Annotated in this window: 27 protein-coding genes; 23 read left to right on the top strand and 4 right to left on the bottom strand. The window is 69.8% G+C overall.

The window, feature by feature from the left end; all coding sequences use genetic code 11:
* Window positions 1-88: 88 nt before the first annotated feature.
* The 3 genes from ftsE (at window position 89) to smpB (ending at window position 2619) form a co-directional block, all read left to right on the top strand.
* Complete coding sequence (ftsE, locus tag RAC69_RS15045) at window positions 89-1156, top strand: cell division ATP-binding protein FtsE (RefSeq protein WP_341933966.1); 1068 nt, start codon at window positions 89-91, stop codon at window positions 1154-1156.
* The gene (gene ftsX, locus RAC69_RS15040) at window positions 1153-2067 is read left to right on the top strand and encodes a permease-like cell division protein FtsX (protein ID WP_375087533.1); all 915 of its coding nucleotides are present in this window, start codon (window positions 1153-1155) and stop codon (window positions 2065-2067) included. The genes ftsE and ftsX overlap by 4 nt, the downstream gene beginning before the upstream one ends.
* A 75-nt stretch (window positions 2068-2142) precedes the next feature.
* Entirely contained in the window at window positions 2143-2619 is a 477-nt protein-coding gene (gene smpB, locus RAC69_RS15035) for an SsrA-binding protein SmpB (protein ID WP_050722832.1), read from the top strand.
* On the opposite strand, the gene RAC69_RS15030 is transcribed toward smpB, so the two are convergent.
* Window positions 2620-4485 (bottom strand): prolyl oligopeptidase family serine peptidase, encoded by a 1866-nt coding sequence (locus RAC69_RS15030; protein ID WP_375087532.1) that lies wholly within the window; start codon window positions 4483-4485, stop codon window positions 2620-2622.
* A gap of 60 nt (window positions 4486-4545) precedes the next feature.
* Complete coding sequence (gene lexA / locus RAC69_RS15025; protein ID WP_375087531.1) at window positions 4546-5232, bottom strand: transcriptional repressor LexA; 687 nt, start codon at window positions 5230-5232, stop codon at window positions 4546-4548.
* 291 nt (window positions 5233-5523) lie between these two features.
* On the opposite strand from lexA, the gene RAC69_RS15020 reads away from it, so the two are divergent.
* The 4 genes from RAC69_RS15020 to hisH are packed head-to-tail and all read left to right on the top strand — an operon-like array spanning window position 5524 to window position 8270.
* Window positions 5524-5886: a LysM peptidoglycan-binding domain-containing protein gene (locus tag RAC69_RS15020; RefSeq protein ID WP_341933969.1), complete on the top strand. Its 363-nt coding sequence runs from the start codon at window positions 5524-5526 to the stop codon at window positions 5884-5886.
* A 37-nt stretch (window positions 5887-5923) separates the two neighbouring features.
* Complete coding sequence (locus tag RAC69_RS15015) at window positions 5924-7018, top strand: histidinol-phosphate transaminase (protein ID WP_375087530.1); 1095 nt, start codon at window positions 5924-5926, stop codon at window positions 7016-7018.
* Window positions 7015-7632 (top strand): imidazoleglycerol-phosphate dehydratase HisB, encoded by a 618-nt coding sequence (gene hisB, locus RAC69_RS15010; protein WP_375087529.1) that lies wholly within the window; start codon window positions 7015-7017, stop codon window positions 7630-7632. Before RAC69_RS15015 ends, hisB begins: the two co-directional genes overlap by 4 nt.
* Window positions 7629-8270: an imidazole glycerol phosphate synthase subunit HisH gene (gene hisH / locus RAC69_RS15005; protein ID WP_375087528.1), complete on the top strand. Its 642-nt coding sequence runs from the start codon at window positions 7629-7631 to the stop codon at window positions 8268-8270. Before hisB ends, hisH begins: the two co-directional genes overlap by 4 nt.
* On the opposite strand, the gene RAC69_RS15000 is transcribed toward hisH, so the two are convergent.
* A complete protein-coding gene (locus RAC69_RS15000; protein ID WP_375087527.1) occupies window positions 8271-9857 on the bottom strand; it encodes a MinD/ParA family protein in 1587 nt (528 codons plus the stop codon). It abuts the gene before it with no gap.
* 241 nt (window positions 9858-10098) lie between these two features.
* On the opposite strand from RAC69_RS15000, the gene priA reads away from it, so the two are divergent.
* Genes priA through RAC69_RS14985 form a run of 3 tightly spaced genes read left to right on the top strand, consistent with a single transcriptional unit; the run spans window position 10099 to window position 12047 of the window.
* Window positions 10099-10845, top strand: a complete 747-nt coding sequence (gene priA, locus RAC69_RS14995; RefSeq protein WP_341933974.1) for a bifunctional 1-(5-phosphoribosyl)-5-((5-phosphoribosylamino)methylideneamino)imidazole-4-carboxamide isomerase/phosphoribosylanthranilate isomerase PriA — start codon at window positions 10099-10101, stop codon at window positions 10843-10845.
* Window positions 10829-11620 carry an SseB family protein gene (locus RAC69_RS14990; RefSeq protein ID WP_341933975.1) on the top strand — a complete coding sequence of 264 codons (792 nt, stop codon included), beginning with the start codon at window positions 10829-10831 and terminating at the stop codon, window positions 11618-11620. Before priA ends, RAC69_RS14990 begins: the two co-directional genes overlap by 17 nt.
* A 25-nt stretch (window positions 11621-11645) precedes the next feature.
* Window positions 11646-12047: a hypothetical protein gene (locus tag RAC69_RS14985; RefSeq protein WP_375087526.1), complete on the top strand. Its 402-nt coding sequence runs from the start codon at window positions 11646-11648 to the stop codon at window positions 12045-12047.
* 108 nt (window positions 12048-12155) lie between these two features.
* Here RAC69_RS14985 and RAC69_RS14980 read toward each other — a convergent pair whose 3' ends face one another.
* Window positions 12156-12554, bottom strand: coding sequence for a DUF1844 domain-containing protein (locus RAC69_RS14980; protein ID WP_375087525.1), 399 nt, complete (start codon window positions 12552-12554; stop codon window positions 12156-12158).
* Between the two features lie 232 nt (window positions 12555-12786).
* On the opposite strand from RAC69_RS14980, the gene infC reads away from it, so the two are divergent.
* From infC to pheT, 13 genes are all read left to right on the top strand, one after another.
* Window positions 12787-13425: a translation initiation factor IF-3 gene (infC, locus tag RAC69_RS14975; RefSeq protein ID WP_341936214.1), complete on the top strand. Its 639-nt coding sequence runs from the start codon at window positions 12787-12789 to the stop codon at window positions 13423-13425.
* 74 nt (window positions 13426-13499) lie between these two features.
* On the top strand, window positions 13500-13694 hold the full coding sequence (rpmI, locus tag RAC69_RS14970) for a 50S ribosomal protein L35 (RefSeq protein WP_067357502.1): 195 nt from the start codon (window positions 13500-13502) through the stop codon (window positions 13692-13694).
* A 32-nt stretch (window positions 13695-13726) separates the two neighbouring features.
* A complete protein-coding gene (gene rplT, locus RAC69_RS14965) occupies window positions 13727-14113 on the top strand; it encodes a 50S ribosomal protein L20 (RefSeq protein ID WP_045252681.1) in 387 nt (128 codons plus the stop codon).
* Between the two features lie 103 nt (window positions 14114-14216).
* Window positions 14217-15029 carry a TrmH family RNA methyltransferase gene (locus RAC69_RS14960; protein WP_375087524.1) on the top strand — a complete coding sequence of 271 codons (813 nt, stop codon included), beginning with the start codon at window positions 14217-14219 and terminating at the stop codon, window positions 15027-15029.
* 95 nt (window positions 15030-15124) lie between these two features.
* The gene (locus RAC69_RS14955) at window positions 15125-15793 is read left to right on the top strand and encodes a response regulator transcription factor (RefSeq protein WP_341933979.1); all 669 of its coding nucleotides are present in this window, start codon (window positions 15125-15127) and stop codon (window positions 15791-15793) included.
* 3 nt (window positions 15794-15796) lie between these two features.
* Window positions 15797-17173 (top strand): ATP-binding protein, encoded by a 1377-nt coding sequence (locus RAC69_RS14950; RefSeq protein WP_375087523.1) that lies wholly within the window; start codon window positions 15797-15799, stop codon window positions 17171-17173.
* Complete coding sequence (locus RAC69_RS14945; protein ID WP_375087522.1) at window positions 17170-18138, top strand: TAXI family TRAP transporter solute-binding subunit; 969 nt, start codon at window positions 17170-17172, stop codon at window positions 18136-18138. The genes RAC69_RS14950 and RAC69_RS14945 overlap by 4 nt, the downstream gene beginning before the upstream one ends.
* 352 nt (window positions 18139-18490) lie before the next feature.
* Window positions 18491-19240 carry an amino acid ABC transporter ATP-binding protein gene (locus RAC69_RS14940; protein ID WP_375087521.1) on the top strand — a complete coding sequence of 250 codons (750 nt, stop codon included), beginning with the start codon at window positions 18491-18493 and terminating at the stop codon, window positions 19238-19240.
* Window positions 19241-19304: 64 nt separating this feature from the next.
* Entirely contained in the window at window positions 19305-20213 is a 909-nt protein-coding gene (locus RAC69_RS14935) for a glutamate ABC transporter substrate-binding protein (protein WP_375087520.1), read from the top strand.
* Window positions 20214-20284: 71 nt separating this feature from the next.
* The gene (locus RAC69_RS14930) at window positions 20285-20932 is read left to right on the top strand and encodes an amino acid ABC transporter permease (protein ID WP_096713640.1); all 648 of its coding nucleotides are present in this window, start codon (window positions 20285-20287) and stop codon (window positions 20930-20932) included.
* Window positions 20929-21876: an amino acid ABC transporter permease gene (locus RAC69_RS14925; RefSeq protein WP_375087519.1), complete on the top strand. Its 948-nt coding sequence runs from the start codon at window positions 20929-20931 to the stop codon at window positions 21874-21876. Before RAC69_RS14930 ends, RAC69_RS14925 begins: the two co-directional genes overlap by 4 nt.
* Window positions 21877-21909: 33 nt before the next feature.
* A complete protein-coding gene (pheS, locus tag RAC69_RS14920; protein WP_375087518.1) occupies window positions 21910-22950 on the top strand; it encodes a phenylalanine--tRNA ligase subunit alpha in 1041 nt (346 codons plus the stop codon).
* Window positions 22950-25472, top strand: coding sequence for a phenylalanine--tRNA ligase subunit beta (pheT, locus tag RAC69_RS14915; protein ID WP_375087517.1), 2523 nt, complete (start codon window positions 22950-22952; stop codon window positions 25470-25472). Before pheS ends, pheT begins: the two co-directional genes overlap by 1 nt.
* Window positions 25473-25524 lie beyond the last annotated feature (52 nt).

The raw sequence follows: 25524 nt of genomic DNA, 5'->3' as shown, positions 1-25524 counted from the left end.
CATGTATAGCAGTGCGCCACGACGCGCAGGGGGCCACAGGGGTGTCGCTCGCGGGCAGGGGAATCAGCGCACTTAGGCTCGTATCGCCATGATTCGGTTCGAGAACGTCACGAAACGCTATCGCGGGACCACCAGGCCCGCGCTGTCCGGCGTCGACTTCGAGGTCCAGCGCGGGGAGTTCGTCTTCCTCGTCGGTGCCTCCGGGTCGGGGAAGTCGTCGTGTCTGCGGCTGATCCTGCGCGAGGACGTACCCACCTCGGGGCGCGTCGCCGTGCTCGGTCGCGACCTGCGCTCGCTCGCCAACCGCAAGGTCCCGTACTTCCGCCGGCACATCGGGTCCGTCTTCCAGGACTTCCGCCTCCTGCCGTCGAAGACCGTCTATCAGAACGTGGCGTTCACCCTGCAGGTGACCGGATCGTCGCGCGGCTTCATCCAGCAGGCCGTGCCGGAGGCGCTCGCCCTCGTCGGCCTCGACGGCAAGCAGAAGCGGATGCCGCATGAGCTGTCGGGCGGCGAGCAGCAGCGCGTCGCGATCGCGCGTGCACTGGTCAACCGTCCGCAGGTGCTGCTCGCCGACGAGCCGACCGGAAACCTCGACCCCGCGACCTCGGTCGACATCATGCAGCTGCTCGCCCGCATCAACGCGGGCGGTACGACGGTGCTCATGGCCACCCACGAGGCGGCGTTCGTCGATCAGATGCAGCGGCGCGTCATCGAGCTCCGCGACGGCGTGATGGTGCGCGACGAGGTACACGGCGGCTACGGCGACACCTCTCAGATCCCGCGACTCGTGCCAGAAGAGGTGCGCGGTGCCGCGGCGGCCGCCGCGCTCACCGCCGTGCAGGAGGTGCAGCGCCAGACGGCCGATCTGTCCGTCGTGCGCGCCGCTCTCGCCGAGGAGCTCAGTGCACAGCGCAAGGCGGCTGCGGCCGCGCCGGACGCCGTGCCCACGGCATCCGAGACGCCGGAGGCGCAGGCCGTGCCCGCCGAGCCGTCGGTGGAGGAGGCGACGGTGGTGCCGGAAGCACCTGCCGCGCAGACCCCGCCGCGCACGCACCCCATCGTGCTCCCCGAAGTCGACGTCGCCGAGCTGGGGGTCGCCGATCGCCTCGGCCTCTCGGATGACGGCGACGAGAAGGTGGGGCCGACGTCATGAGAATCGGACTCATCCTCACGGAGGCCCTCGTCGGCCTCCGCCGCAACATCTCCATGGTCATCTCCGTCGTGCTCGTGACGTTCGTGTCGCTCACGTTCGTCGGCGCCGCGATCCTCATGCAGTCGCAGATCGGCACCATGCGCGGCTACTGGTCGGAGCGCGCGCAGGTCGCCGTCTACATGTGCTCGTCGATCTCGGAATCGGACACGTGCATCGACGGCGCGGCGACGGAGGATCAGGTCACCGCTGTCCGCGACCAGCTCGAGGGCGACGCGCTGTCGCCGCTCATCAGCGAGGTGGCCTTCGACAGCAAGGAGGACACCTACGCCAAGCTCGTGGCACAGCTCGGTGAGGAGCAGGCCAGCGTCATCACACCCGACCAGGCCTTCGAGGTGTTCTTCGTCACGATGAAGGACCCGGGGCAGTCGCAGGTGATCGCCGAGGCGTTCAGCGGCGTCGCCGGGGTGGAGCAGGTGCGGGACCAGCTGCAGTACCTCGAACCGCTGTTCTCGGCGCTGACCGTCGCGACGTACATCGCGGTCGGCATCGCTGTGCTCATGCTCATCGCCGCCATCCTGCTCATCGGGACCACCATCCGCCTCTCCGCGTACGCGAGACGCAAGGAGATCGGGATCATGCGTCTCGTCGGCGCCTCGAACCGATTCATCCAGACGCCGTTCGTGCTGGAGGGCGTGTTCGCCGCCTTCCTCGGCTCCGTGCTCGCGAGCGCGGCGGTCGTGGCGGGCGTGCACTTCGGCGTCAACGGCTATCTCCGCGGCCGGGTGCCGTTCATCACCACCTGGATCGGGATGCAGGATGCCGCGGTCGTCGTGCCCGTGCTGATCATCATCGGCGTCGTGCTCGCCGCGCTCTCGGCGGGCTTCGCGATCCGCCGGTGGCTTCGCACCTGACCCGGCGCGGTATAGACTGACAGGCTGCTCGGTGACGGATCGCGTCACCGACGTCGTCACGCACAGGAGAGAATCATGCCCAGGGAACGCGGGGAGAAGGTCATCGCGACCAATCGTCGCGCACGTCACGACTACAACATCGAGAAGTCGTACGAGGCGGGGATGGTGCTCACCGGCACCGAGGTCAAGTCACTGCGTCAGGGACGCGCGAACCTCAGCGACGGGTACGCGTTCGTCAAGGGCAACGAGGTGTTCCTCGACGCCGTGCACATCCCCGAGTACTCGCAGGGTCACTGGACCAATCACTCGGCCAAGCGCATCCGCAAGCTGCTGCTGCACCGCGAGGAGATCGCGAAGCTCGCGCACGCCGTCTCGGCGGGCGGCTACACGCTCATCCCGCTGAAGCTGTACTTCTCCGACGGACGCGCCAAGGTCGAGATCGCGCTCGCGAAGGGCAAGCGCGAGTACGACAAGCGTCAGACGCTCCGCGAGCGGCAGGACACTCGCGAGGCGGAGCGAGCTATGCGCCTGCGCAACCGCGTCGGCGAGTGATCAGCCCGCCGGGCTGAAGCCGAACACCCGGCCGAGGAACGCGAGCTCCCGCTCCAGGGCGTCGACGATGGTCTCCGCGGCGCGGAACCCGTGTCCCTCCGTCGGGTACAGCACGTACTCGTGTTCGACCCCGCGCGCTGCCAGCGCATCGCGGATCGCCTCCGACTGCGACGGCGGCACCACGCGGTCTTCCCCGCCCTGCATGAGCAGCACCGGCACGTCGATGCGATCGGCGTGCGTGAGCGGTGAGCGCTCGACGTAGAGGTCCTCCGCCTCGGGGAGCGGACCGACGAGCCCCTCGATGTAGTGCGCCTCGAAGTCGTGGGACTGCTCGACGAGCATCCGCAGGTCGGCGACGCCGTACCGGCTGATGCCGGCCGCGAACGTGCCCCCGCGCACGAGCGCTGACAGCACCGTCCAGCCGCCGGCGGAACCGCCCTTGATCGCGATGCGCGCCGGGTCGGCGAGCCCCGCCTCGACGAGCCCGCGCGCCGCAGCGATCACGTCGTCGACGTCCACGACGCCCCACGCGCCATCCAGGCGCTCTCGATACGCGCGCCCGTACCCGCTCGAGCCGCCGTAGTTCACGTCGAGCACCCCGATGCCGCGACTCGTGTAGAACGTGATGGCCGATGACGTCGCCCCGGTGACGTGGGCGGTCGGACCGCCGTGCACGAGCACGACGTACGGCGGCAGCTCTCCCTCGGGGGCGGTCGCCGCCGGGTGGGCCGGTGGGTAGGCGAAAGCGTGCACGGGGCCATGAGCGCCGTCGACGACGAGGGCGGACGCCGTGGGCATCCACGCCGGGTCGGCCGGTGCGCCGCCGGCGACGGCCTCGACGGCGCCGGTGTCGACGTCGACGAGCCAGAGACCGGGAGCGGACGTCGAACTGCTGCCGGAGAGGAGGATGCGCGTCCCGGCGACGTCGTCGACGCTGACATGGCCGTCCGGCGGCACGGGCAGCGGGCGTGCGCTGCCGTCGGAGGAGATCACGACCACCGCGTCCCTGCCGTCGGTCCGCACCGCGACGAGGCGACCGTCGACGAGGGGCTGATACCAGCGGTTGCCGAGCACCCAGAGTCCATACCCCGTGTCGGCGTCCACCTCGGCGGCGGTCACCGGCTCTGGCGTCCAGGACCGGCCGTCGGCGTCGACGCGCACCCTGTGCAGGGCCCACCGGCCGGTCGGGTCATCGGCGACCACGAGTTCGTCGTCGCCCGTCCACTCCGGCTGCAGAGCGGCGCGCGTCGGCACGACGGTCGTGAGAGAGCCGTCGGTGACCGCGAGACGCGCCGACTGCCACGGCATACGTGTCGCGTCCCATTCGACCCAGGCGACCCGGTGTCCGTCCGGACTCGGTGCGGGGTGCGCGAAGAAGCCGTCGCTCTCGACGACCACCCGCACCGCGTCGGGATCGTCCGCGGCAGATCCGTCGACCGGGATTTCGACGACGGCGCGCCGGTGCGGTTCGACGGTCAGATCCTCGCGCACCGCGAACAGCCGCCCCCGCTGCACGCGCAGACCGCCGTGCGCAGGGCCAGGGGCTGTGAGGACGACGGGCTCGCCGCCGCGCGGCATCCTCCGCACGCGCTGGTCCTTCGCGTCGACGAAGTAAAGCGTCCCCTCGTGGTCGGCCGTCCACGCGCCGCCGCCGTACTCGTGCACGCGGGACCGCGCGCTCCACGGCGTCGGGAGGATCTGGTCGCCGGTCGAGCTCCGGACGGTGACGCGACCGCCTTCCGACGGGACCGACTCGCCCCACCAGACCTCGTCCCCGACGAAACGGGCGCCGTCGATGCGCGGCGACGATGCCGCGACGGATGCCGGAGTGAACGGTGAGGGCCAGGACCCGAACGGTGCGGACATGCCTCCGAGCCTAGACGGAGCCGGCCAGCCGACCAGCCGGTCGCCGCCGGACGCATGACCTCAGACGGCGCGCAGGACCGCGACGACCTTGCCGAGCACCACGGACTCGTCGCCGAGGATGGGCTCGAACGCCGAGTTGCGCGGCAGCAGCCAGGTGTGGCCGTCGCGGCGACGCAGCACCTTGACCGTGGCCTCGCCGTCGAGCATCGCGGCGACGATCTCGCCGTTCTCCGCGCTGTTCTGCGAGCGGACGACGACCCAGTCGCCGTCGCAGATGGCGGCGTCGATCATCGACTCGCCGGAGACCTTGAGCATGAAGAGGTCACCCTTGCCCACGAGCTGGCGGGGGAGGGGGAAGATCTCCTCGACCTGCTGGTCGGCGGTGATCGGCACGCCGGCGGCGATGCGGCCGACCAGCGGGACGAGGGCGGCGTCGCCCACCGGGGTCGCGACATCGGCCGGGTTCTCAGCGCCGGTGCCCGGCAAATCGATCAGCACCTCCATGGCACGGGTCTTGCCGGGGTCGCGGCGCAGATACCCGCTCAGCTCGAGCTGTCCGAGCTGGTGGGTGACGCTGGAGAGCGACTTCAGCCCCACCGCGTCGCCGATCTCGCGCATGCTCGGCGGGTAGCCGTAGCGGCTGATCGACGTCTGGATGACCTCGAGGATCGCCATCTGCTTGGGGCTGAGGCTCTTCCTCCGCCGAGTGCGCGGCGCCTCGGACTCGGGGGCGGAGATCTCGCTCATGGTGCTCCTCAGGTGTGCGGTATCGCGGTCCGGATTCGAATGTCGGTGGTCCGTGATGGGGTGTGCGTATCGAAACCGTATCCGAGAATCACGCCGATCTGGAAGATCTGTTCGAGTGTGTCGGCTGATTCGGAGGACGGGTTTCGAAGAACTCTTGACAGATGTTCGAATTCGAAGATACCTTCGGAACGTAGCTTCGCATTCATGACTCCCGGCCGAGTCGCGAATGCGAACGCTACGCCAACTTCATCGCTGATGCAGACGCACAGCGGTAGAGCAGAGGAGCACCAGATGACCACCATCACCTTCAGCACCGCAGCGGTCCTTCCGGCACGTCCGGCGACGCGGCTCCGGCTGACGGCGCGCGGTCGCCGCTTCCTGCTCGCTCTCGCCGCCGTCCCGCTCGCCGGGGGCATCGCGTTCGCGGCTCTGAGCGGGGGCACGGCCCTCGCCTCGAACGAGAGCGTCGCGACGGCATCGTTCGAGACGGTCACCGTGATGCCGGGCGACACCCTGTGGTCGATCGCCGAGAGCGTCGCGCCGGGTGCCGACCCGCGAGAGGTCATCGGCGACATCACCCGTCTGAACGTCCTCCAGGGCGGCGCCCTCCAGATCGGCCAGGAGATCGCGATCCCCGCGCAGTACTCCGAGTGACGTCACCCGGCAGCCGGGCGCCACTGCGCGGCCTACCATGGGAAGGGTGACCGCATCACTCGCCGACCTCCCGCTTCGTGACGATCTTCGAGGACTCACTCCCTACGGGGCCCCTCAGGCGCCGCTGCCCATCGCCTTGAACGTCAACGAGAACACGCATCCCGTCCCGGATGCCGTGGCGAGCGACATTCTCGATGACATCGCCGTGGCTCTGCGTGACGTCAACCGCTACCCCGACCGCGAGTTCACCACCCTGCGCGAGGGGTTCGCCGAGTATCTCGGGCACGGTCTCGAGGCGGAGCAGATCTGGGCAGGGAACGGCTCGAACGAGGTCCTGCAGCACATCCTTCAGGCGTTCGGCGGTCCGGAGCGCACCGCTTTCAGCTTCGCACCCACCTACTCGATGTACCCGCTCATCGCGCAGGGCACGGGCGCGACGTGGGTCGCCGGCACGCGCCAGCCCGACTACTCGCTCACTCCCGACGATGCTGCCGCGCAGGTCGAAGAGGCCGACCCCGATGTGATCCTCCTGTGCGCGCCGAACAACCCGACCGGAACCCCGTTGTCGCTCGATGTGATCGAGGCGGTGTACGAGGCCAGCCGCGGGATCGTCGTGGTCGATGAGGCGTATCAGGAGTTCGCTCCGCGCGAGGCGCCATCGGCGCTCACGCTGCTCGACGGCCGTCCGCGACTCGCGGTCTCGCGCACGATGAGCAAGGCCTTCGCCTTCGCGGGTGCACGCGTCGGCTACCTCGCGGCCGATCCCGCGTTCATCGACGCGCTGCGCCTCGTGCGACTGCCCTACCACCTGAGCGCGCTCACGCAGGCCGCCGCCATCGCGGCTCTGCGCAACTCCGACGTCATGCTCGGCATGGTCGAGGAGATCATCGAGCAGCGCGACCGCATCTCGGCGACGCTCGAGGCGCTCGGGTACACGCCCCACGAATCATGGTCGAACTTCGTGCTCTTCGGGGGCGTCTCCGATCCCCGTGCGGTCTGGCAGCAGCTGTACGACCGCGGCGTGCTGATCCGCGACGTGGGCATCCCGGGGCACCTCCGGGTCACCGCCGGCACGGAGGCGGAGACCACCGCGTTCCTCGACGCACTGGCCTCGATAGGATCGGCTTCATGAGCAGCACCGCCCTGACCCCTCGCACCGCGACGCGTGTGCGCAGCACTTCGGAGTCCACTGTCGAGCTCGAGCTGAACCTCGACGGCACCGGTGCGAGCCACATCGACACGTCGGTGCCCTTCTTCGATCACATGCTGACGGCGTTCGCGAAGCACTCCCTGACCGACCTCACTGTCCGCGCCTCGGGCGACACGAACATCGACGCTCACCACACGGTCGAGGACATCTCGATCGTGCTCGGCCAGGCGATCCGCGAGGCGCTGAGCGACAAATCCGGCATCTCCCGCTACGGGGACGCGCTCGTGCCCCTCGACGAGGCACTCGCCCAGGCCGTGGTCGACATCTCGGGGCGCCCCTACCTCGTCCACACGGGCGAGCCGGCGGGTTTCGAGCACCACCTCATCGGCGGCCACTTCACCGGCTCCCTCGTCCGCCACACGTTCGAGGCGATCACGTTCAACGCCGGGCTGACCGTGCACGTGCGGGTGCTGGGCGGACGCGATCCGCACCACATCGCCGAGGCCGAGTACAAGGCGTTCGCGAGGGCGTTCCGCCAGGCGAAGGCGCTCGACCCGCTCGTCGACGGCATCCCCTCCACGAAGGGCGCGCTGTGACCGGGGCACCCCGCGTCGCCGTGTTCGACTACGAGTCGGGCAACGTGCACTCCGCCGTCAAGGCACTCGTCGCGGCAGGCGCGGATGCCGTGCTCACCCGCGACCGCACCGAGGCGCTCGAGGCCGACGGCCTGCTCGTCCCCGGCGTCGGCGCGTTCCAGGCGGTCCGCGACGCGCTCCACGCGCACGGAGGGGACGAGATCATCGATCGCCGCCTCGCGGGGGGCCGCCCGGTTCTCGGGATCTGCGTCGGCATGCAGGTGCTCTTCGCCCACGGCGTCGAGCGCGGCACCGATGCGGAGGGGCTCGGCGAATGGCCGGGTGCCGTCACCGAGCTCAACGCTCCGGTGCTGCCCCACATGGGGTGGAACACGGTGGAGCCGGGCGCAGACAGCATCCTGTTCCGTGGGATCGAAGACGAGCGGTTCTACTTTGTGCACTCGTACGCGGCGCAGTCGTGGGAGCTCGACGTCATCCCGCCGTTCCCGCAGCCCGTGCTCACCTGGTCGACGTACGGTGAGCCGTTCCTCGCGGCCGTCGAGAACGGTCCGCTCTCCGCCACGCAGTTCCACCCCGAGAAGTCCGGGGAAGCCGGCATCCAGCTGCTGCGCAACTGGGTGAACAGCCTGCGCGACTGATCAGAAGCCGCGTGCGACCGCGGCAGCGGCCGACAGCCAGGCGCGCTGCGTCGGCGCGGCCAGAGCCCGCAGCCGCAGGTGGCCGTCGACCATCTCACGGTCGAACGGGATCTGCACGACGTCGCGGGCGAGCGGCTGGTACCCGGCCACGACCTCGGCGACGTCGGCCGACGACGCCTTGGGGTCGGCCTGGCTGACCACGACCACAGACTCGCGCGCCAGTCGCGCTGAGCGCTCGTCGCGGTCCTCGAGGGCCTCGAGCAGCAGAGCGCCGGCCTCCGCATGATCGTCGCGGGTGGTGGTGGCGACGACGATCTGGTCGGCGAGCTCGATCATCCGCAGCCACATCGGGTCGGACTCGTCGTTGCCGGAGTCGATGATGATGAGGCGGTAGAACTTCGCAGCCACGGCGTGGATCGCGTCCACGTCATCGGGGCTCAGCCGGTTTTCGTGCGCGAGACGGATGGGCTTCGAGCGCAGCACGTCGTACTTCTCCTGCGGCTGATGATGCACGAAGTGGGCGAGGTCCGCCGACTGACCCTGGGCGCCGAGGAGCCGCTGCGTCTGCGGGAGCAGCTCGAGCAGTGTGCGGTCGTGGGCGCCGGTCTCGGTGCGCCAGCCGAGCGTGCCGCGGGTCTGGTTGTTGTCCCAGGCGAGCACCCCGGCCCCGCCGTACTGCGCGAACACGGCCGAGAGCAGCACGGTCGCGGGGGTCTTGCCCGCACCGCCCTTGCCGTTCACGACCGCGACCGTGCGCGGGCCCGGCCAGTGCCGGCTCACGGCGTGCTCGTCCTCGCGCACCGCGCGCTCCTGCGCGTTCGGGGCGAGGGAGAAGCCGAGCCGGTTGAGCACGCCGCGACCTCCGTGGCGGGCGGGCTCCTCGCGGGGGTCCTGCTGCAGGAAGGAGCGTCGCTCCAGGCCCTGCTCCCGCTGGAGTCGACGCGATGAGGTGAGCGGATCGACGGTCGGGGCGGTACCGGCGGGTCCCGGTGCGCCCTGGGCACCGGACGGCATCGACGGGGGAGCAGCGGGCGCCGCCGGAGCTCCGGTGGCCGGGGCGACGGGCGCCGACGCGACAGGGGCGGCCGGCTGGCCAGAGCGCACCGGCTGCGCAGGCTGCACCGGCGCGGGCTGCCCGGGCTGGAGCGGCTGCACCGGCAGTGCCGTCGGCGCTGCCGGAGCGGGACGCGTCGGAACCGGCGCCGTCGTGGGCACGGAGGTCGGGGCAGGCGGCGCTGTCGGAGCAGGCAGCAGCGTCGGGACGGAGGAGACGATGGGCTGGCTCGCCGGTGCGGTCGGCTGAGAGGGCGTGGTCGGCTGGGCCGGTGCGGTCGGCTGGGCCGGTGCGCCGGGCGCTCCGGGCGCGGAAGGCGCGGCGGCAGGAGTGCCGGGCGTCGGGGAGACGGGCGCCTCGGGCCGCACGGGAGCGGCGGGCGATCCCCCGGATGCAGCGGCCGCGGCCTCGGCGCGCGTCGACGGCGCCGTTCCTGCGTCGCCATCGGCCTGGTCGAGTGTCTCGGGCCGCGGTCGCAGCGCGCTGGCCGGAAGAGTGGGCCAGTCGTCGTCGTCCTGCGGTGAGAGGGGCACGTGCTCGACGATCTCGGGCGCCGGTGGCGGGGGAGTGTTACCCCGCCGCAGGGGGCCTCCGCCGTATGCTTCCCCGTCGCGCGCCATGAACCATCTCCTCATCGACCGAATAGACGTGATATCGAGGCTACAGCGTGTGGCCGGTCCCTCACCGTCATCTCATTTGGAGCGGACTGCCGCGGAGGCTAATGTCGTTTCTCGTGCCGGTGATCAGGCGCATCCCATCTCACCTGAGGACGTCATGAACGACTTCGCGCAGTCCCCCTCTCTCACCCTGCTTCCCGCGGTCGATGTGGCCGGCGGCAAGGCCGTTCGGCTGACCCAGGGTGAGGCCGGCACCGAGACCAGCTACGGCGACCCGCTCGACGCGGCCGGCGAGTGGGTGTCGCAGGGTGCGAAGTGGATCCACCTCGTCGACCTCGATGCGGCGTTCGGACGCGGCAGCAACGCCCCGATCCTGCGCAAGGTCATCAAGCAGTACCGCAACGTGAACGTCGAGCTGTCCGGCGGCATCCGCGACGACGCGACGCTGGAGGCCGCCCTCGAGAGCGGTGCGACGCGCATCAACCTCGGAACCGCTGCACTGGAGAACCCCGAGTGGGCTGCCGACGTCATCGGCCGCTACGGCGAGGCCATCGCCGTGGGGCTCGACGTGCGCGGCACGACGCTGGCCGCGCGCGGCTGGACGAAGGAGGGTGGCGACCTCTGGGAGGTGCTGGAGCGCCTCGAGGATGCCGGGTGCAGCCGCTACGTCGTCACCGACGTCACCAAGGACGGGACGCTCAAGGGCCCGAACCTCGAACTGCTTCGCGAGGTCACCTCGCGCACGCCGAAGCCCGTCGTGGCGTCGGGCGGCATCTCGAATCTCGACGACATCATCGCTCTTCGCGACCTCGTGCCGCTCGGTGTCGAGGGTGCGATCGTCGGGAAGGCCCTCTACGCCGGCGCGTTCACGCTGGCCGAGGCTCTGGATGTCGCAGGGGACTGACGACCCGGGCCCCGTCGGGCATCACCACGCCGACTCGGCCGGGGTGCCGTGGGAGGGCCGCAGCTTCGAGTCGAACCCGCACTCCGGCGACGACGGATCAGCCGACCCCGCGCTGCTGTCGGCCTTGCTGAGGTTCCGCGCGGGCGAGGGGTCGCAGGTCGAGGTGGTCGACGCGTTCCGCGCCGCGCGGGTGCTGATTCCCCTCATCGCCGAGAAGGGCGAGGAGGGCGTGGCGCCCAGCGGTCTCGCCGTCGACAAGACGCAGGAGCTGTCGATCGTGACGGTCGCGGCGCCCGACGGGCGTCGCGTGCAGCCGGTGTTCTCGTCGGTGCAGACGATGCAGCACTGGGATGCCGCGGCGCGGCCGATCCCCGTCGAGGCCGTGCGCGTGGCTCTGTCGGCATCCGCCGAGGACACGGATCTCATCGTGCTCGACCCGACCGCCGACACCGAGTTCGTCATCCGTCGACCCGCGGTCTGGTCGATCGCGCAGGGGCTTGCGTGGGAGCCCAGCTTCCTGTCGCCGGAGGTCTTCCGTGCCCTCCAGGAGAGCGTCGCACACGAGCTCGCCGTGATCGACGTGTCGGTCGCCGCCGGCGACCCGGACGCGCGGCTGCGGGGTCCCGAGCTCGTCGTCGTCCTGGAGCTCGTCGACGGTCTCGAGCGTGAAGTGCTGGATGCCGTGCTCGCCCGTCTCGCGCAGCGGTGGGCGGCCGACGATCGCATCGCGGTGCTCGCCGACTCCCTCACGGTCAAGCTCCGTCGCTCCGCCTGATGCCCGGCAGCGCTAGGCTCGCGGCATGAGACGGGTGGGCGCGGTCGGAATGCTGGTGGCCGCGGTCACGCTGCTCGCCGGGTGTGCATTCCCGCCCGGTGCCTGCACGGCGATCGGCTGGAGCAACGTGGTGACGATCGACTCCTCGGCCTACGGCTCCGACGTCTTCTTGCAGGTGTGCGTGGACGCGGGGTGCTCGACGGCGCCGGGAGTCGAGACGACGCCGAGCACCGACCTCTCTGTGCCGGAGCGCGGAGACGCCGGGGCGTTCGGGTTCGGCTTCAGCGCTCCGGACGACATCACCGTCCGCGTGTTCGATGCCGACGGCATCCTCCTCGCGGAGTCCGAGGAGACGATCGACTGGACGCACTCCACCGACCCGTGCGGGGGTCCGTCGACGGCGGCGCCCGTGGTCCTGGAGCGGTAGGGCGTTTCGTCTCGCTGGGTTCGCTCAACGACCCGAAGAGGGACGCTCGCTCAACGACCGGGGGAGACGTGCTCGATCGACGATCCGGAGCAGGATCCGCGGGGTCGGTCAGGTGACCGGGCCGGTCCACTTCTCGCCGGGACCCTTGCCGATCGGATCGGGGATGGTCGACGCCTCGCGGAACGCGAGCTGGAGGGAACGCAGTCCGTCGCGCAGGGAGCGGGCGTGCATGTCGCTGATCTCCGGCGCGCCGGCGGTGATCAGACCGGCGAGGGCGTTGATGAGCTTGCGGGCCTCGTCGAGGTCGAGCTGCTCGGCCGCATTCGGGTCGTCGGCGAGCCCCAGCTTCACGGCGGCGGCGCTCATGAGGTGCACGGCGGCGGTGGTGATGACCTCCACGGCGGGCACGTCGGCGATGTCGCGGGTGGCCGACGAGGCGGCCTCCTCCTGCCGTGCCCAGCGCTCCTCGCGCTCGCGTGCGGAATCGTCCGATACCTGGTTCGTCACTTCGCCTTGCTCTCTGTTAGACTGTGTCGGGCTCCGGAGCGTCATGCTCCGGTACGAAAGAGGATTCACTTCCCACCCGCGCTTGCCGTTCCAGGCTACCGGGTCTTGCACTCCGCCGGATCGCGTCGTCAGATGCGTCCGGTAGACAGGGTGCGAAGCCGGCGTCTGACCGTCGGCGGGTGGGGGACGATTCCGATTTCGCTCGGGATGCAGACAGCATCCTGATGGCCGAATCCCATCGTCTAAGGAGTTCCGCATCAGCGATCCCCGCACCAATGAGCGCATCCGCGTCCCCGAGGTCCGCCTCGTCGGCCCCGCGGGTGAGCAGATCGGCGTCGTCCGCATCGAGGCGGCGCTGCGCCTTGCGCAGGAAGCCGACCTCGACCTCGTCGAGGTGGCCCCCAACTCGAAGCCTCCCGTGGTCAAGATCATGGACTACGGCAAGTTCAAGTACGAAGCCGCCCAGAAGGAGAAGGAAGCTCGCCGCAACCAGGCGAACACCATTCTCAAGGAGGTCCGCTTCCGTCTGAAGATCGAGGCGCATGACTACACGACGAAGCTCAAGCGCGCCGAGGGCTTCCTCAAGGCCGGCGACAAGGTCAAGGCCATGATCCTGTTCCGCGGTCGTGAGCAGTCGCGTCCCGAGCAGGGTGTGCGTCTGCTGCGCAAGTTCGCCGAGGACGTCGCCGAGCTCGGCACCGTCGAGTCGAACCCGACCATCGACGGTCGCAACATGGTGATGATCGTGGCCCCGCTGAAGAGCAAGTCCGAGGCGAAGCAGGAGCAGAACGCCGTCCGCGACGCGAAGAAGCAGGCAGCGCGCGACGCCAAGCACGAGGCCGATGCTCCGGCCGAGGCCGCGGCGGAGTGACGACCGCCCCCACCGACTCCCGCACCGCGGGTTGACCCCGTCGCCTGAGAAGGCGCCATACGAAGGAAGAGAAGATGCCGAAGCAGAAGACCCACTCGGGTGCTAAGAAGCGCTTCAAGATCACCGGCAGCGGCAAGCTGAAGAAGCAGCAGGCGAACATGCGCCACAACCTCGAGCACAAGTCGAGCCGTCGCACCCGTCGCCTGAACCAGGACCAGGTGCTCTCGAAGGCCGACTTCAAGGTCGCCAAGAAGCTTCTCGGCCGCTGACGCGCCGAACGCACGAATAGGAACACACGAAAATGGCAAGAGTCAAGCGGGCAGTAAACGCCCACAAGAAGCGCCGCGTCATCCTCGAGCGCGCGTCCGGCTACCGCGGTCAGCGTTCGCGCCTGTACCGGAAGGCCAAGGAGCAGGTCATCCACTCCCTGGTCTACTCGTACCGGGACCGTCGCAAGCGCAAGGGTGACTTCCGTCGCCTCTGGATCCAGCGCATCAACGCCGCTGCACGCCAGAACGGCATCACGTACAACCGCTTCATCCAGGGCCTCGGCCTCGCGGGTGTCACGGTCGACCGTCGCATGCTCGCCGACCTCGCGGTCAACGACGCGGCGACGTTCACGACGCTCGTCGAGACGGCCAAGAAGGCTCTGCCTTCCGACGTCAACGCGCCGAAGTCGGCTGCGTAAGCGGCTCGTCAGCACAGAGGGCGCCTTCCTCCGGGAAGGCGCCCTCTGTCGTTTCCCCGCTGTTCTCCGCGGATCAGGCGTCGCTGTTCCCTAGACTGAGATCGTGCTGGAGAACCCCCGGTCCCCCCGAGTCCGTGCTGTCGCGAAGCTGACCAAGCGCAGCGCGCGCGCAGAGACGGGTCTGTTCCTGTCGGAAGGGCCGCAGGCGGTCCGCGAGGCGCTCACCTACAGCCCCGAGGCGATCGTCGAACTGTTCGCGACGCCGACCGGATGGGACAAGCATCCCGACATCCGCGCGAAGGCGTCGGATGCCGACGTCACGGTGGAGTTCGTCACCGAGTACGTGCTCAATGCCATGGCCGACACCGTGACGCCGCAGGGGCTCGTCGCCGTCGTCCGGCAGACGCCGACCTCGGTGCGCGACATCTTCGACGCGTCGCCCCGGCTGGTCGCGATCTGCGAGGAGATCCGCGACCCGGGGAACCTGGGCACGATCATCCGGGCGGCGGACGCGGCGGGCGCCGATGCCGTCGTGCTCACCGGCCGCACTGTCGACCCTTACAACCCGAAGGTCGTGCGCGCGACCACGGGCTCCCTCTTCCACCTCCCGGTGTCGGTGGGAGCCGAGCTCGACGACGTCGTGCAGCGCGCGCATGCCGCCGGGCTCACGATCCTCGCCGCGGACGTCAAGGGCGATGATCTGCTGCAGGCACGTGCCGAGGGGGTGCTCGCCGGGCCGACGGGGTGGCTGTTCGGGAACGAGGCACGGGGGCTCGACGACGACGCGCTCGACCGCGCCGACCGGGTGCTGAAGCTGCCGATCTTCGGCCGGGCCGAGTCCCTGAACCTCGCCACCGCAGCGAGCGTGTGCCTGTACGAGAGCGCCTTCGCGCAGCGCGCCGGCACCCCTGCCTGACCCTTTCCCTGACACCGCCGTCGACGACTCTTCGACGGGCACCCCGGCTGGTAGGGTTTGTCCCTGCGCGTGGGCGGAGAAGGGGACCGGGGTCGATGCGGATTCTGATCGTGGAGGACGACGAGCGCGTCGCCGCCGCACTCGACGCGTTCCTCGCCCGATCCGGCTACGCCACGGTGCGCGCGGCCGACGGCGCCGCAGCGCTCGACCTCCTCGGCGCCGACACCGAGGTCGTCCTCCTGGACCTCGGCCTCCCCGATGTCGACGGCATCGACCTGTGCCGGCGCATCCGCGGACGCTCCGACGTGCCGATCGTGATCGTGACGGCACGCAATCAGGTGACCGAGCGCATCAAGGGGCTGCGGGCCGGCGCCGACGACTTCGTGGTCAAGCCCTACGACGTGCACGAGCTGCTCGCCCGCATCGAGGCGGTCACGAGGCGCTCCCGCCCGGTGCGACCGGAGTCGGAGGGCGTCGTCGATCTCGACGGTGGCGCGGTGCGGATCGATCTCGTGGCCCGGCAGGTCATGGTCGACGGAGGCCCCATAGAGCTGACGCGCAAGGAGTTCGACATCGTCGCGGTGCTCGCGCGTTACCCCGGCGTGGCCGTGCCGAAGGAGAGACTGATCCGCGAGGTGTGGAACACCGATTGGCGCGGATTCGGCCATTCCCTCGAGGTGCACGTCGGAGCGATCCGTCGCAAAGCAGGTCAGCGCCGGCTGATCGAGACCGTCCGCGGCGTCGGCTACCGGCTGGCGGGCTGAGGGATGCGCAGACGCCTGGTCGTCGTCTTCCTCGTGCCGTTGATCGCGATCCTCGTGTCTCTCGGCGGCGCCACGGCGTGGAGCGCGACGCGCAGCATCCAACAGGCCTTCTACACCGAGCAGCTCGGTGATCTCGCGTACTTCGTGACCAGTGCGAGACAGGCGCTGCGCTCGGGGAGCGCCACGGTGATCGACGCCGAGGTGCGCCGGTTCCACGAGGTGTACGACATCGACGTCCGCGTGTTCGATCTCGCCGGCACCGCGTGGGCGGCGGGTGACCGTGATGACGACGTGCTGTCCGACGAGGAGACCGCGCGCGTGGGCCTCGCGCTGTCGGGGCGGCGAGCGGAGGCCCCGGCGCCGGTGTTCCCGTGGAGCGTCGCCGAGTCGTCGCTCGTCGAGCCGGTCTTCGACGACGGTGACGTGATCGGAGCGGTCATGGTGTCGGCCGACACCGCGGCTCCGCGGGCCGAGATCGTGCAGCAGGTCATCGTCCTCTCGCTCGTGGCGCTGGCCACGGTGGGTCTCGGCATCCTGCTGGTGATGCAGCTCGCGCGCTGGGTGCTCTCGCCCGTGCGGCGACTCGACGAGGCGATGGCCGCGATCGAGAGAGGGGAGATGGACGCCCGCGTCTCCGAGGACACGGGGCCGCCCGAACTGCGACGGATGACGCGCGTGTTCAACGGCATGGCCGACGAGATCGAACGCGTCATGACGAGGCAGCAGGAGTTCGCGCTGAACGCCTCCCACGAGCTTCGGAACCCCCTCAACGCCCTGCTCCTGCGCGTCGAGCACCTGTCGACGGGACTCGGCGACGACTGGCGCGACGACGTCGAGGAGACACGCGAGGAGGGGCGGCGCATGGCGCGCATCCTCGAGACGCTGCTCGGGCTGGCCAGGGGCGGACGCGGCGACACCGCGATCTCGGCGGTCGACCTCACGGCCCTCGCCGGTCGGCGCGCGGAGGCGTGGCGCGACGTCGCCGGCCACCGGGGGATCTCCGTCGTGGCGACGGGAGGCGAGCCGGTGATGAGCGTGACCGACCGGACGATCGTCGAGAGCGCCCTGGATGCCGTGATCGACAACGCCGTGAAGTACTCGACACCCGATTCGATCGTGGTCGTCACGGCGCGGCGGGACGAGCAGTCGTGCCGGCTCACCGTGCGCGACCAGGGTCCCGGTCTCACCGCCGAGCAGGCGGCCACCGCCACCGATCGGTTCTGGCGCAGCGATGACAGGGGGGACACTCCGGGTTCGGGGCTCGGGCTCGCGATCGCGACCGACCTGCTCGACTCCCTCGGCGCCGAGCTCCTCGTCGAGTCGCCGGACGGCGGCGGACTGCTCGTCACGCTGCTCCTGCCGGACGGAGTCCACGCATGAGGCGGCGCGAGGCCGCGCGCCCGATCGTGGCCGGAGTGCTCGCCGTGCTCGTCGCGGCGTCGGTCACCGCGTGCTCGCCGCGTTCCGGCGAGTGGGACGACACCGCGTACGAGATCGCGGGGGGAGGCGCCAACGGCGTCTACTTCGCCTACGGCGAAGGCCTGGCCGACGAGCTCTCCGCCGCCCTCGATGTCCGCGTGACCGCGGAACAGACCGCCGGCTCGGTCGACAACCTGCTCCGCGTCAGTTCGGGGGATGCTCTCCTCGGCTTCGCACAGGGGGATGCAGCCGCGGATGCCGTGGAGGGCGAGGGCGCCTTCCCGGAGCCGCTGCCTGTGCAGGCCGTCGCCCGTCTGTACGACGAGTACCTGCACGTCGTGGTGCGTTCCGACTCCGACATCGACGGACTCGACGACCTCTCGGGGCGCGTCGTCTCGTTGGGGGCCGAGAACTCCGGGGTCAACGTCATCGCGTCGCGGGTGCTGGATGCCGCCGACGTGGATCCCTCGTCGATCAGCGACCCGGAGCTCGGCCTCGCCGCGTCGATCGAGGCGCTCGAGAGCGCGGAGATCGACGGATTCTTCTGGGTCGGCGGCATCCCGACCCCCGGCATCGCCGAACTGGCGCAGACCACGCCCGTGCGGCTCCTGCCCATCGAGCAGAGCTGGGTGAACGACGTGAACGAGCGGTATTCGTACGCGTACCGGCCCTCCGATCTGCCGGTCGGTCTGTACGGCCTGGAGGAGTCGGAGCCGACGCTCGCGGTGCCGAACTACCTCGTCACCTCGAGCGATACTCCGCCAGGGGTGGTGCGCGACGTCCTGCGAGGACTCTTCGACGGTCGCACCCGGCTCGCGCACGATGTGCCGGCCGCCGCGCTCCTCGACCGCACCCAGGCGATCTTCACGGGTCCTGTTCCCCTGCACCCCGGGGCGGTCGAGTACTTCCGCGAGCAGCGCGACTGACGCCTCAAGAAATCCTCAAGAAGTTCTCGTCGCGGCATCCTGCTCTGCCAATCTGGGGTCGATCGCGCACGATTCGACGGAGAATTCAGATGCCACAGACCCGACGACCTGCCCGCAGGCTCGGGCTCAGGCATCCCGCCGGATCGCCTCGCGATCTCATCCGATCGGAGGCTTGCTGCCTCGCGCCCTTCGGGGGAGGGGCACGGCAGCAGGGACGCCCCCACGGTCTGCGGGGGCGGACCGGGGGGCACTCCGCTGGTCGGCCGGAACGGGCTCGATCAGGGGATTACGAACGTGTAAATCTCGACGAGCCCGCCTGGAGACCCGCCACCCCCGTGGCTAGTTTGGAGAAATGATGACCTCTGATAAGCCCCTCGTCGTGGTCGACGACGTGCAGAAGCACTACGGCGACTTCCAGGCGCTCACGGATATCAACCTCACGGTCAACGCCGGCGAGGTCGTGGTCGTGATCGGCCCGTCGGGGTCGGGCAAGTCGACCCTGTGCCGCACGATCAACCGCCTCGAGACCATCACGAGCGGAACGATCAGCATCGACGGCAAGGCTCTGCCCGCCGAGGGCAAGGGACTTGCGAACCTCCGTGCCGACGTCGGCATGGTGTTCCAGTCGTTCAACCTCTTCGCGCACCTCACGATCCTCGAGAACGTGACGCTCGGCCCGATCAAGGTCCGCGGCCAGAAGAAGGCGGATGCCGAGAAGGAGGCGATGGCCCTGCTCGAGCGCGTCGGCGTCGCCCAGCAGGCATCGAAGCTCCCCGCGCAGCTGTCCGGCGGCCAGCAGCAGCGCGTCGCGATCGCCCGCGCACTCGCGATGCATCCGAAGGTGATGCTCTTCGACGAGCCCACCAGCGCGCTCGACCCCGAGATGATCAACGAGGTGCTCGACGTCATGGTCGAGCTCGCTCAGGAGGGCATGACGATGATCGTCGTGACCCACGAGATGGGGTTCGCCCGCAAGGCGGCCGACCGCGTCGTCTTCATGGCCGACGGGCAGATCGTGGAAGAGGCGAAGCCCGAGGAGTTCTTCACGAGCCCGAAGAGCGACCGGGCCAAGGACTTCCTCTCGAAGCTCCTCACGCACTGACCCTCTCTCGCGCACCCCGCACACTTCACAGACCCTGCACACACAGCACACGAAGGAGACGCACATGCGACGCACACGGACACTGGCAGGACTCGGTATCGCAGCCGCAGCACTGCTCGCCCTGACGGCCTGCAACAGCGGCAGCCCCTCGAACCCCGGCGGAGGCACCGGTGGCGACGAGGGCGGAGAGGACTCGACCTGGTTCGAGGTGGCGACGGACGTCGACCTCGAGGGGAGCCCCACGTTCGACGCGATCAAGGAGCGCGACAAGGTCGTCGTCGGCGTCAAGGAGGACCAGCCCGGACTCGGCTACCTCGACGTGACGACCAATGAGCGCACCGGCTTCGACGTCGACATCGCCCGCTGGATCGCCGCCTCGCTCGGCTACGACGAGGACAAGATCGAGTTCAAGCCGATCGCATCGGCGAACCGCGAGCAGGCGATCACCAACGGCGACATCGACTACTACGTGGGCACGTACTCGATCACCGACAAGCGCAAGGAGCAGATCGCCTTCGCCGGTCCGTACTTCATCACGGGACAGGGCCTGCTCGTCGCCGCCGACAACGACGACATCAAGAGCGAGGCCGACCTCAACGCGGACACCACGGTGTGCTCGGCGACCGGCTCCACGCCGATCCAGAACATCCGCACCAACTACCCGGAGGTCCCGACCAAGGAGTTCGACCTGTACTCCGCGTGTGTCGAGGCGCTGCTCTCGGGTGAGGTCCAGGCCGTCACGACCGACCAGGCGATCCTGATCGGCTACGCGGCGCAGGATCCCGACAACCTCAAGGTCGTCGGCGAGCCGTTCACCGAGGAGCGCTACGGCGTGGGCCTCGCGAAGGACGACGCCGCGCTGCAGGAGTTCATCAACACGATGTTCACCGACGGCGGCGACATCTGGCAGGCGATCTTCGACAAGAACCTCGGCTCTTCGGGCATCGAGGTCACCCAGCCGGCCGTCGACTGATCGACTGAACGACCCGAGGGGGCGGCCCGCCGCGGCCGCCCCCTCCTCAGAACTCAGAAGGGGAGGACGGCGTGGACGTCATCTTCGGAAACACCGACCTGTGGGGAAGGGCGCTGGGCAACACCCTGCTGATCTTCTTCGGCGGCGGTGTCCTCGCTCTCGTCCTCGGGATCATCGTGGGCGCCATGCGCGTCTCACCCGTCCCGATCGCTCGAGGCGTCGGCACGGTGTACGTGAACCTCATTCGCAACACCCCCCTGACGCTCGTCTTCTTCTTCTTCGTCTTCGGCTACCCCCAGCTGGGACTGCCGAAGCTCAGCACCACCATCCTCGGCATCCTCGCGATCGGCATCTACACCGCGACCTATGTCGCCGAAGTGCTGCGTGCCGGTATCAACACCGTCCCGGTCGGGCAGGCGGAGGCCGCCAGGGCCATCGGCCTTCCCTTCGGCCAGGTCATGTCCCTGGTCGTGCTCCCGCAGGCGTTCCGCTCGGTCGTCCCGCCGATGATGAGCGTGTTCATCGCTCTTCTCAAGAACACGACGGTGGCCGCCGGATTCTCGGTCCTCGAGCTGGGAGCGATCCGCTCCTACCTCAGCGAGCGCGGTGAGAATGCGCTCGTCGTCCTCCTGTGGGTGGCGGCGATCTTCGTCGCCCTCGTCCTGCTGCTCAGCTGGCTCCAGCGATATCTCGAGAACAAGTGGAGGATCGCGCGATGACTTCCGTCCTGTACGACGTCCCCGGTCCGAAGGCGATCCTGCGGAACCGTCTGCTCGGGGTGGCGACCGTGGTCGTCATCCTCGCCCTGCTCGGCTTCATCGTCTGGCGCTTCGCCGTCAGCGGGCAGTTCGACGCATCGCGCTGGTACGTCTTCACCTTCAGCGCCGTGTGGACGCAGATCTTCGGCGCCCTCGGTCGCACCCTCGCCGCGTTCGCCCTCGCCGGCGTCCTGAGCCTCGTCGTCGGGTTCGTGCTCGCGATCGGCCGCCTGTCCGACCAGGCCTGGATCCGCGTACCCGTGACCGTCATCACCGAGGTCTTCCGCGCGGTTCCCGTGCTCGTGCTCATGATGCTGCTCTACTACGGCCTGCCGACGGTCGGCGTGAAGATGGAGCCGTACTGGGCCGTCGTGATCGCGCTCATGGTCTACAACGGCTCCGTGCTCGCCGAGGTGCTCCGCGCCGGCGTCGAATCTCTGCCTCGCGGCCAGAAGGAAGCCGGCTACGCGATCGGACTCCGCAAGAGCGGCGTCATGCGACTGATCCTCCTGCCCCAGGCGATCCGCGCGATGCTGCCCGTGATCGTCGCCCAACTCGTCGTGACCCTCAAGGACACCGCGCTCGGTTTCATCATCACTTACCCGGAGCTGCTGTACTTCGCGAAGCAGCTGACCTCGCAGCAGGGCCGCCCCGTGCTGCAGTCCGCATTCGTGATCGGCGGCATCTACATCATCATGTGCCTCATGCTGTCCGGCGTCGCGCGCTGGCTCGAGATCCGCACGCGTCGGTCGCCCAAGCTCCGGGGAGGAGCAGGGGCGCCCGGCGGACCGGCGGGGGGACGCGACCCGCGTCAGCACCAGGACGGCACCAACACCGAGCTCATCGCGATGCAGCGCGGCGCAGGCAAGTTCGACGGCACGAGTACGGGTACGGGCGGCGTCTGAGCGCGGCACCGTGCGCCGGTAGACTCGACTCTCGTGTCTGAGTCTCTCGAAATCACCCCGGAAGCGGTCGAAGCCGCGGTCGCGGCGGCGCTCGACGCCATCGCCGCGGCAGCCGACACCGCCGAGCTGAAAGCCGCTCGCGCGGCGCACGTCGCGGAGGGATCGCCGCTGGCCGTCCTGAACGCCTCGATGCGCCAGGTCGCCCCCGAGAACAAGGCCGCGTTCGGCAAGCTCGTCGGACAGGGACGAGGACGGGTCACGCAGGCCCTCGCAGCCAAGGAATCCGAGCTCGCCGCCGCCGAGGTCGCGGCCCGGCTCGAGTCCGAGCGCGTCGACATCACCGCGGTCTCCTCGCGTTCGCGCGTGGGCGCCCGGCATCCGCTCGCCCTCCTCAGCGAGCAGATCTCCGACATCTTCGTCGGCATGGGGTGGGAGATCGCCGAGGGACCGGAGCTCGAGCACGAGTGGTTCAACTTCGACGCCCTGAACTTCGACGTCGACCACCCCGCCCGCCAGGAGCAGGACACGTTCTACGTCGACCCGCCCTCGCGGCACCTCGTGATGCGCACGCACACGAGCCCCGTCCAGGTGCGCTCGATGCTCGACCGCGATGTGCCGATCTACGTGCTGTGCCCCGGCCGGGTCTACCGCACCGACGAGTTCGACGCCACGCACCTGCCGGTGTTCACGCAGTTCGAGGGTCTCGTGATCGACAAGGGCATCTCCATGGCCCACCTCAAGGGCACGCTCGACCACGTCGCGCGCCAGCTCTTCGGTCCGGAGGCCAAGACGCGCTTCCGCACGAACTTCTTCCCGTTCACCGAGCCCTCTGCCGAGCTCGACCTGTGGCACCCGACCTTCAAGGGCGGCGCGCGCTGGATCGAGTGGGGCGGGTGCGGCATGGTGAACCCGAACGTGCTGCGCGCCGCAGGGATCGACCCCGACGTCTACAGCGGCTTCGCGTTCGGGATGGGCGTCGAGCGGGCACTCATGTTCCGCAGCGACGTGCAGGACATGCGCGACATGGCCGAGGGCGATGTCCGTTTCAGCGAGCAGTACGGGATGGTGGTGTGATGCGCGTCCCGCTCTCGTGGTTGCGTGAATACGTCGATGTGGCAGCGGACACGACCCCCGAGGACGTCCTCGCGGCCATGGTCTCCGTCGGGTTCGAGGAGGAGGATGTCCACCGCTTCGAGCTGCAGGGTCCGATCGTCGTCGGCCAGGTGCTGTCGCTCGAGCCGGAGCCTCAGTCGAACGGCAAGACGATCAACTGGTGTCAGGTCGACGTCGGCGAGGCGAACGGAGGCGTCCGCGGCATCGTCTGCGGCGCGCACAACTTCGTCGTCGGCGACAAGGTCGTGGTGACGCTCCCCGGAGCCGTGCTGCCCGGTCCGTTCCCCATCGCCGCGCGCAAGACCTACGGGCACGTGTCCGACGGCATGATCGCGTCGGCACGCGAACTCGGCCTCGGCGACGAGCACGACGGCATCCTCGTGCTGTCGGATCTCGGCATCGACGCTCCCGTCGGCGCCGACGCGATCGCGCTGCTCGGCCTCGACGACGTCGCGGTCGACGTGAACGTCACGCCCGACCGCGGCTACGCGTTCTCGGTGCGCGGCATCGCCCGCGAGTACTCGCACGCGACCGGCGCCTCCTTCCGCGACCCCGCCGAGCGGGACTTCGCCGAGCTGCAGCCGGGCACGGGGCACACGGCGATCGTCGACGACTCGGCGCCGATCCGCGGCACCGTCGGGGCGAGCGAGTTCGTCACCCGCGTCGTGCGCGGGGTGGACCCCTCGCGTCCCACCCCGCCGTGGATGATCGCTCGTCTCGCCCTCGCCGGCATGCGGTCGCTCGGCGTGCTCATCGACATCACCAACTACGTGATGCTCGAGCTCGGACAGCCCCTGCACGGCTACGACCTCGACAAGCTCCAGGGCGGCATCACCGTCCGCCGCGCGACGCCCGGCGAGAAGATGACCACGCTCGACGGTCAGGAACGGAAGCTCCACGTCGAGGATCTGCTCATCACCGACGACTCCGGCCCGATCGGCCTCGCTGGTGTGATGGGCGGCGGCACCACCGAGATGAGCGAGACGACCGCGAACGTGCTGATCGAGGCGGCGACGTTCGACCCCATCACGATCGCGCGCACGGCCCGCCGGCACAAGCTGCCGAGCGAGGCGTCCAAGCGCTTCGAACGAGGCGTCGACCCGCTCGTGCCGTTCGTCGCAGCCCGCCGCGCCGCCGACCTCATGGTCGAGCTGGCTGGAGGGACGCTGACGGAGGAGGGCGGCGCGCTGTTCGCCGAGATCTTCGTCGCCGAGATCGAGCTGCCCGCCGGCTTCGTTCAGAACCTCATCGGCGTGGACTACACGGATGCCGAGATCACCGATGCGCTCACCATGATCGGCGCCGAGGTCAACGCCTCGACGGGGTCGGGATCCGAGGGAGCCGGGTGGACCGTCATCCCGCCCACCTGGCGTCCCGACATCACGGACAAGTGGTCGCTGGCGGAGGAGGTCGCGCGCATCCACGGGCTCGACCGCATCCCGTCGGTGCTGCCGACCCCGCCCTCCGGCCGGGGGTTGACCGCTCATCAGCAGGGACGGCGTCGCGTCGCGAACGCCCTCGCCGCCGCCGGTCTCGTCGAGACGCCCTCGTTCCCGTTCACGACGGAGGCGCAGAACGACCTGCACGGGTCGGCGTCGGGGGAGCACCTGCCCAGCATCCGGCTGGCGAACGCCCTCGACGGGGCCGCCCCGTTCCTGCGGCGCTCGCTCGTCCCCGGACTGCTGCAGACTGCGCACCGCAACATCTCCCGCGGCCTGACCGATCTCGCGCTGTTCGAGACGGGTGTGGTCTTCCTCCCCGAGGCCGGGGTCACCTACGGCACCGACGAGGTGCCGCCGCTCGGTGAGCGTCCCTCCGACGAGACCCTCGCGCAGCTGAACGCGTCGATCCCGCCGCAGCACTGCCACGTCGCGCTGCTGCTCACCGGCAACACCGTAACCCGCCAGCCCGGCCGTGCCGCTGAGCCGTCCGGTCTCTCCGAGGCTCTGGATGCCGTGCGCGTCATCGGCGAGGCAGCCGGTGTGACGATCGACGTCGCCCAGTCGCAGCGCGCGGCGCTGCACCCCGGCCGCACCGGCGTGCTCACGGTCGACGGCGCCGAGGTGGGCTACGTGGGCGAGCTGCACCCCGACGTGGCGTCCGCCGCGGATCTTCCCGGACGGGCGACCGTGGTCGAACTCGACCTCGACGGCATCCTCTCGCTCGCCGGCGAGAAGGCGGTCGCTCCGTCGCTGTCGACGTTCCCCGCGGCGACGCAGGACGTGTCGCTCGTCGTGGACGCGGCGGTGCCGGCCGGCGATGTCCGCGCAGCCCTGCGCGAGGGCGCCGGCGCGCTGCTCGAGTCGGTCCGCCTCGTCGACGATTACCGCGGCGAGGGCCTTCCCGAGGGCGCGAAGAGCCTCACGTTCGCGCTGCGCTTCCGCGCCGACGATCGCACACTGACTGCTGCTGAGGCCACCGAGGCCAAGCTTGCGGGCGTCGCCGTCGCCGCCGGGCGCTTCGGAGCCGCGATCCGCGACTGACGGACCACGTCGGAACGGGCGACTCGTGCTGCGCCCACGCAGGGGCGCAGCA

Origin of the sequence: Microbacterium sp. LS_15 (assembly GCF_041954735.1) — a bacterium.
In the GTDB taxonomy this organism is placed as follows: Bacteria; Actinomycetota; Actinomycetes; order Actinomycetales; family Microbacteriaceae; genus Microbacterium.
This window is presented reverse-complemented; position numbering and strand designations above follow the sequence as displayed.

What these genes read in the sequence shown, in the direction of transcription:
- ftsE (WP_341933966.1), top strand. Translation starts at nt 89, where the DNA reads ATGATTCGGTTCGAGAACGTCACGAAACGCTATCGCGGGACCACCAGG.
- ftsX (WP_375087533.1), top strand. Translation starts at nt 1,153, where the DNA reads ATGAGAATCGGACTCATCCTCACGGAGGCCCTCGTCGGCCTCCGCCGC.
- smpB (WP_050722832.1), top strand. Translation starts at nt 2,143, where the DNA reads ATGCCCAGGGAACGCGGGGAGAAGGTCATCGCGACCAATCGTCGCGCA.
- RAC69_RS15030 (WP_375087532.1), bottom strand. Translation starts at nt 4,485, where the DNA reads ATGTCCGCACCGTTCGGGTCCTGGCCCTCACCGTTCACTCCGGCATCC.
- lexA (WP_375087531.1), bottom strand. Translation starts at nt 5,232, where the DNA reads ATGAGCGAGATCTCCGCCCCCGAGTCCGAGGCGCCGCGCACTCGGCGG.
- RAC69_RS15020 (WP_341933969.1), top strand. Translation starts at nt 5,524, where the DNA reads ATGACCACCATCACCTTCAGCACCGCAGCGGTCCTTCCGGCACGTCCG.
- RAC69_RS15015 (WP_375087530.1), top strand. Translation starts at nt 5,924, where the DNA reads ATGGGAAGGGTGACCGCATCACTCGCCGACCTCCCGCTTCGTGACGAT.
- hisB (WP_375087529.1), top strand. Translation starts at nt 7,015, where the DNA reads ATGAGCAGCACCGCCCTGACCCCTCGCACCGCGACGCGTGTGCGCAGC.
- priA (WP_341933974.1), top strand. Translation starts at nt 10,099, where the DNA reads ATGAACGACTTCGCGCAGTCCCCCTCTCTCACCCTGCTTCCCGCGGTC.
- RAC69_RS14990 (WP_341933975.1), top strand. Translation starts at nt 10,829, where the DNA reads ATGTCGCAGGGGACTGACGACCCGGGCCCCGTCGGGCATCACCACGCC.
- RAC69_RS14985 (WP_375087526.1), top strand. Translation starts at nt 11,646, where the DNA reads ATGAGACGGGTGGGCGCGGTCGGAATGCTGGTGGCCGCGGTCACGCTG.
- rpmI (WP_067357502.1), top strand. Translation starts at nt 13,500, where the DNA reads ATGCCGAAGCAGAAGACCCACTCGGGTGCTAAGAAGCGCTTCAAGATC.
- rplT (WP_045252681.1), top strand. Translation starts at nt 13,727, where the DNA reads ATGGCAAGAGTCAAGCGGGCAGTAAACGCCCACAAGAAGCGCCGCGTC.
- RAC69_RS14955 (WP_341933979.1), top strand. Translation starts at nt 15,125, where the DNA reads ATGCGGATTCTGATCGTGGAGGACGACGAGCGCGTCGCCGCCGCACTC.
- RAC69_RS14950 (WP_375087523.1), top strand. Translation starts at nt 15,797, where the DNA reads ATGCGCAGACGCCTGGTCGTCGTCTTCCTCGTGCCGTTGATCGCGATC.
- RAC69_RS14945 (WP_375087522.1), top strand. Translation starts at nt 17,170, where the DNA reads ATGAGGCGGCGCGAGGCCGCGCGCCCGATCGTGGCCGGAGTGCTCGCC.
- RAC69_RS14940 (WP_375087521.1), top strand. Translation starts at nt 18,491, where the DNA reads ATGATGACCTCTGATAAGCCCCTCGTCGTGGTCGACGACGTGCAGAAG.
- RAC69_RS14935 (WP_375087520.1), top strand. Translation starts at nt 19,305, where the DNA reads ATGCGACGCACACGGACACTGGCAGGACTCGGTATCGCAGCCGCAGCA.
- RAC69_RS14925 (WP_375087519.1), top strand. Translation starts at nt 20,929, where the DNA reads ATGACTTCCGTCCTGTACGACGTCCCCGGTCCGAAGGCGATCCTGCGG.
- pheT (WP_375087517.1), top strand. Translation starts at nt 22,950, where the DNA reads ATGCGCGTCCCGCTCTCGTGGTTGCGTGAATACGTCGATGTGGCAGCG.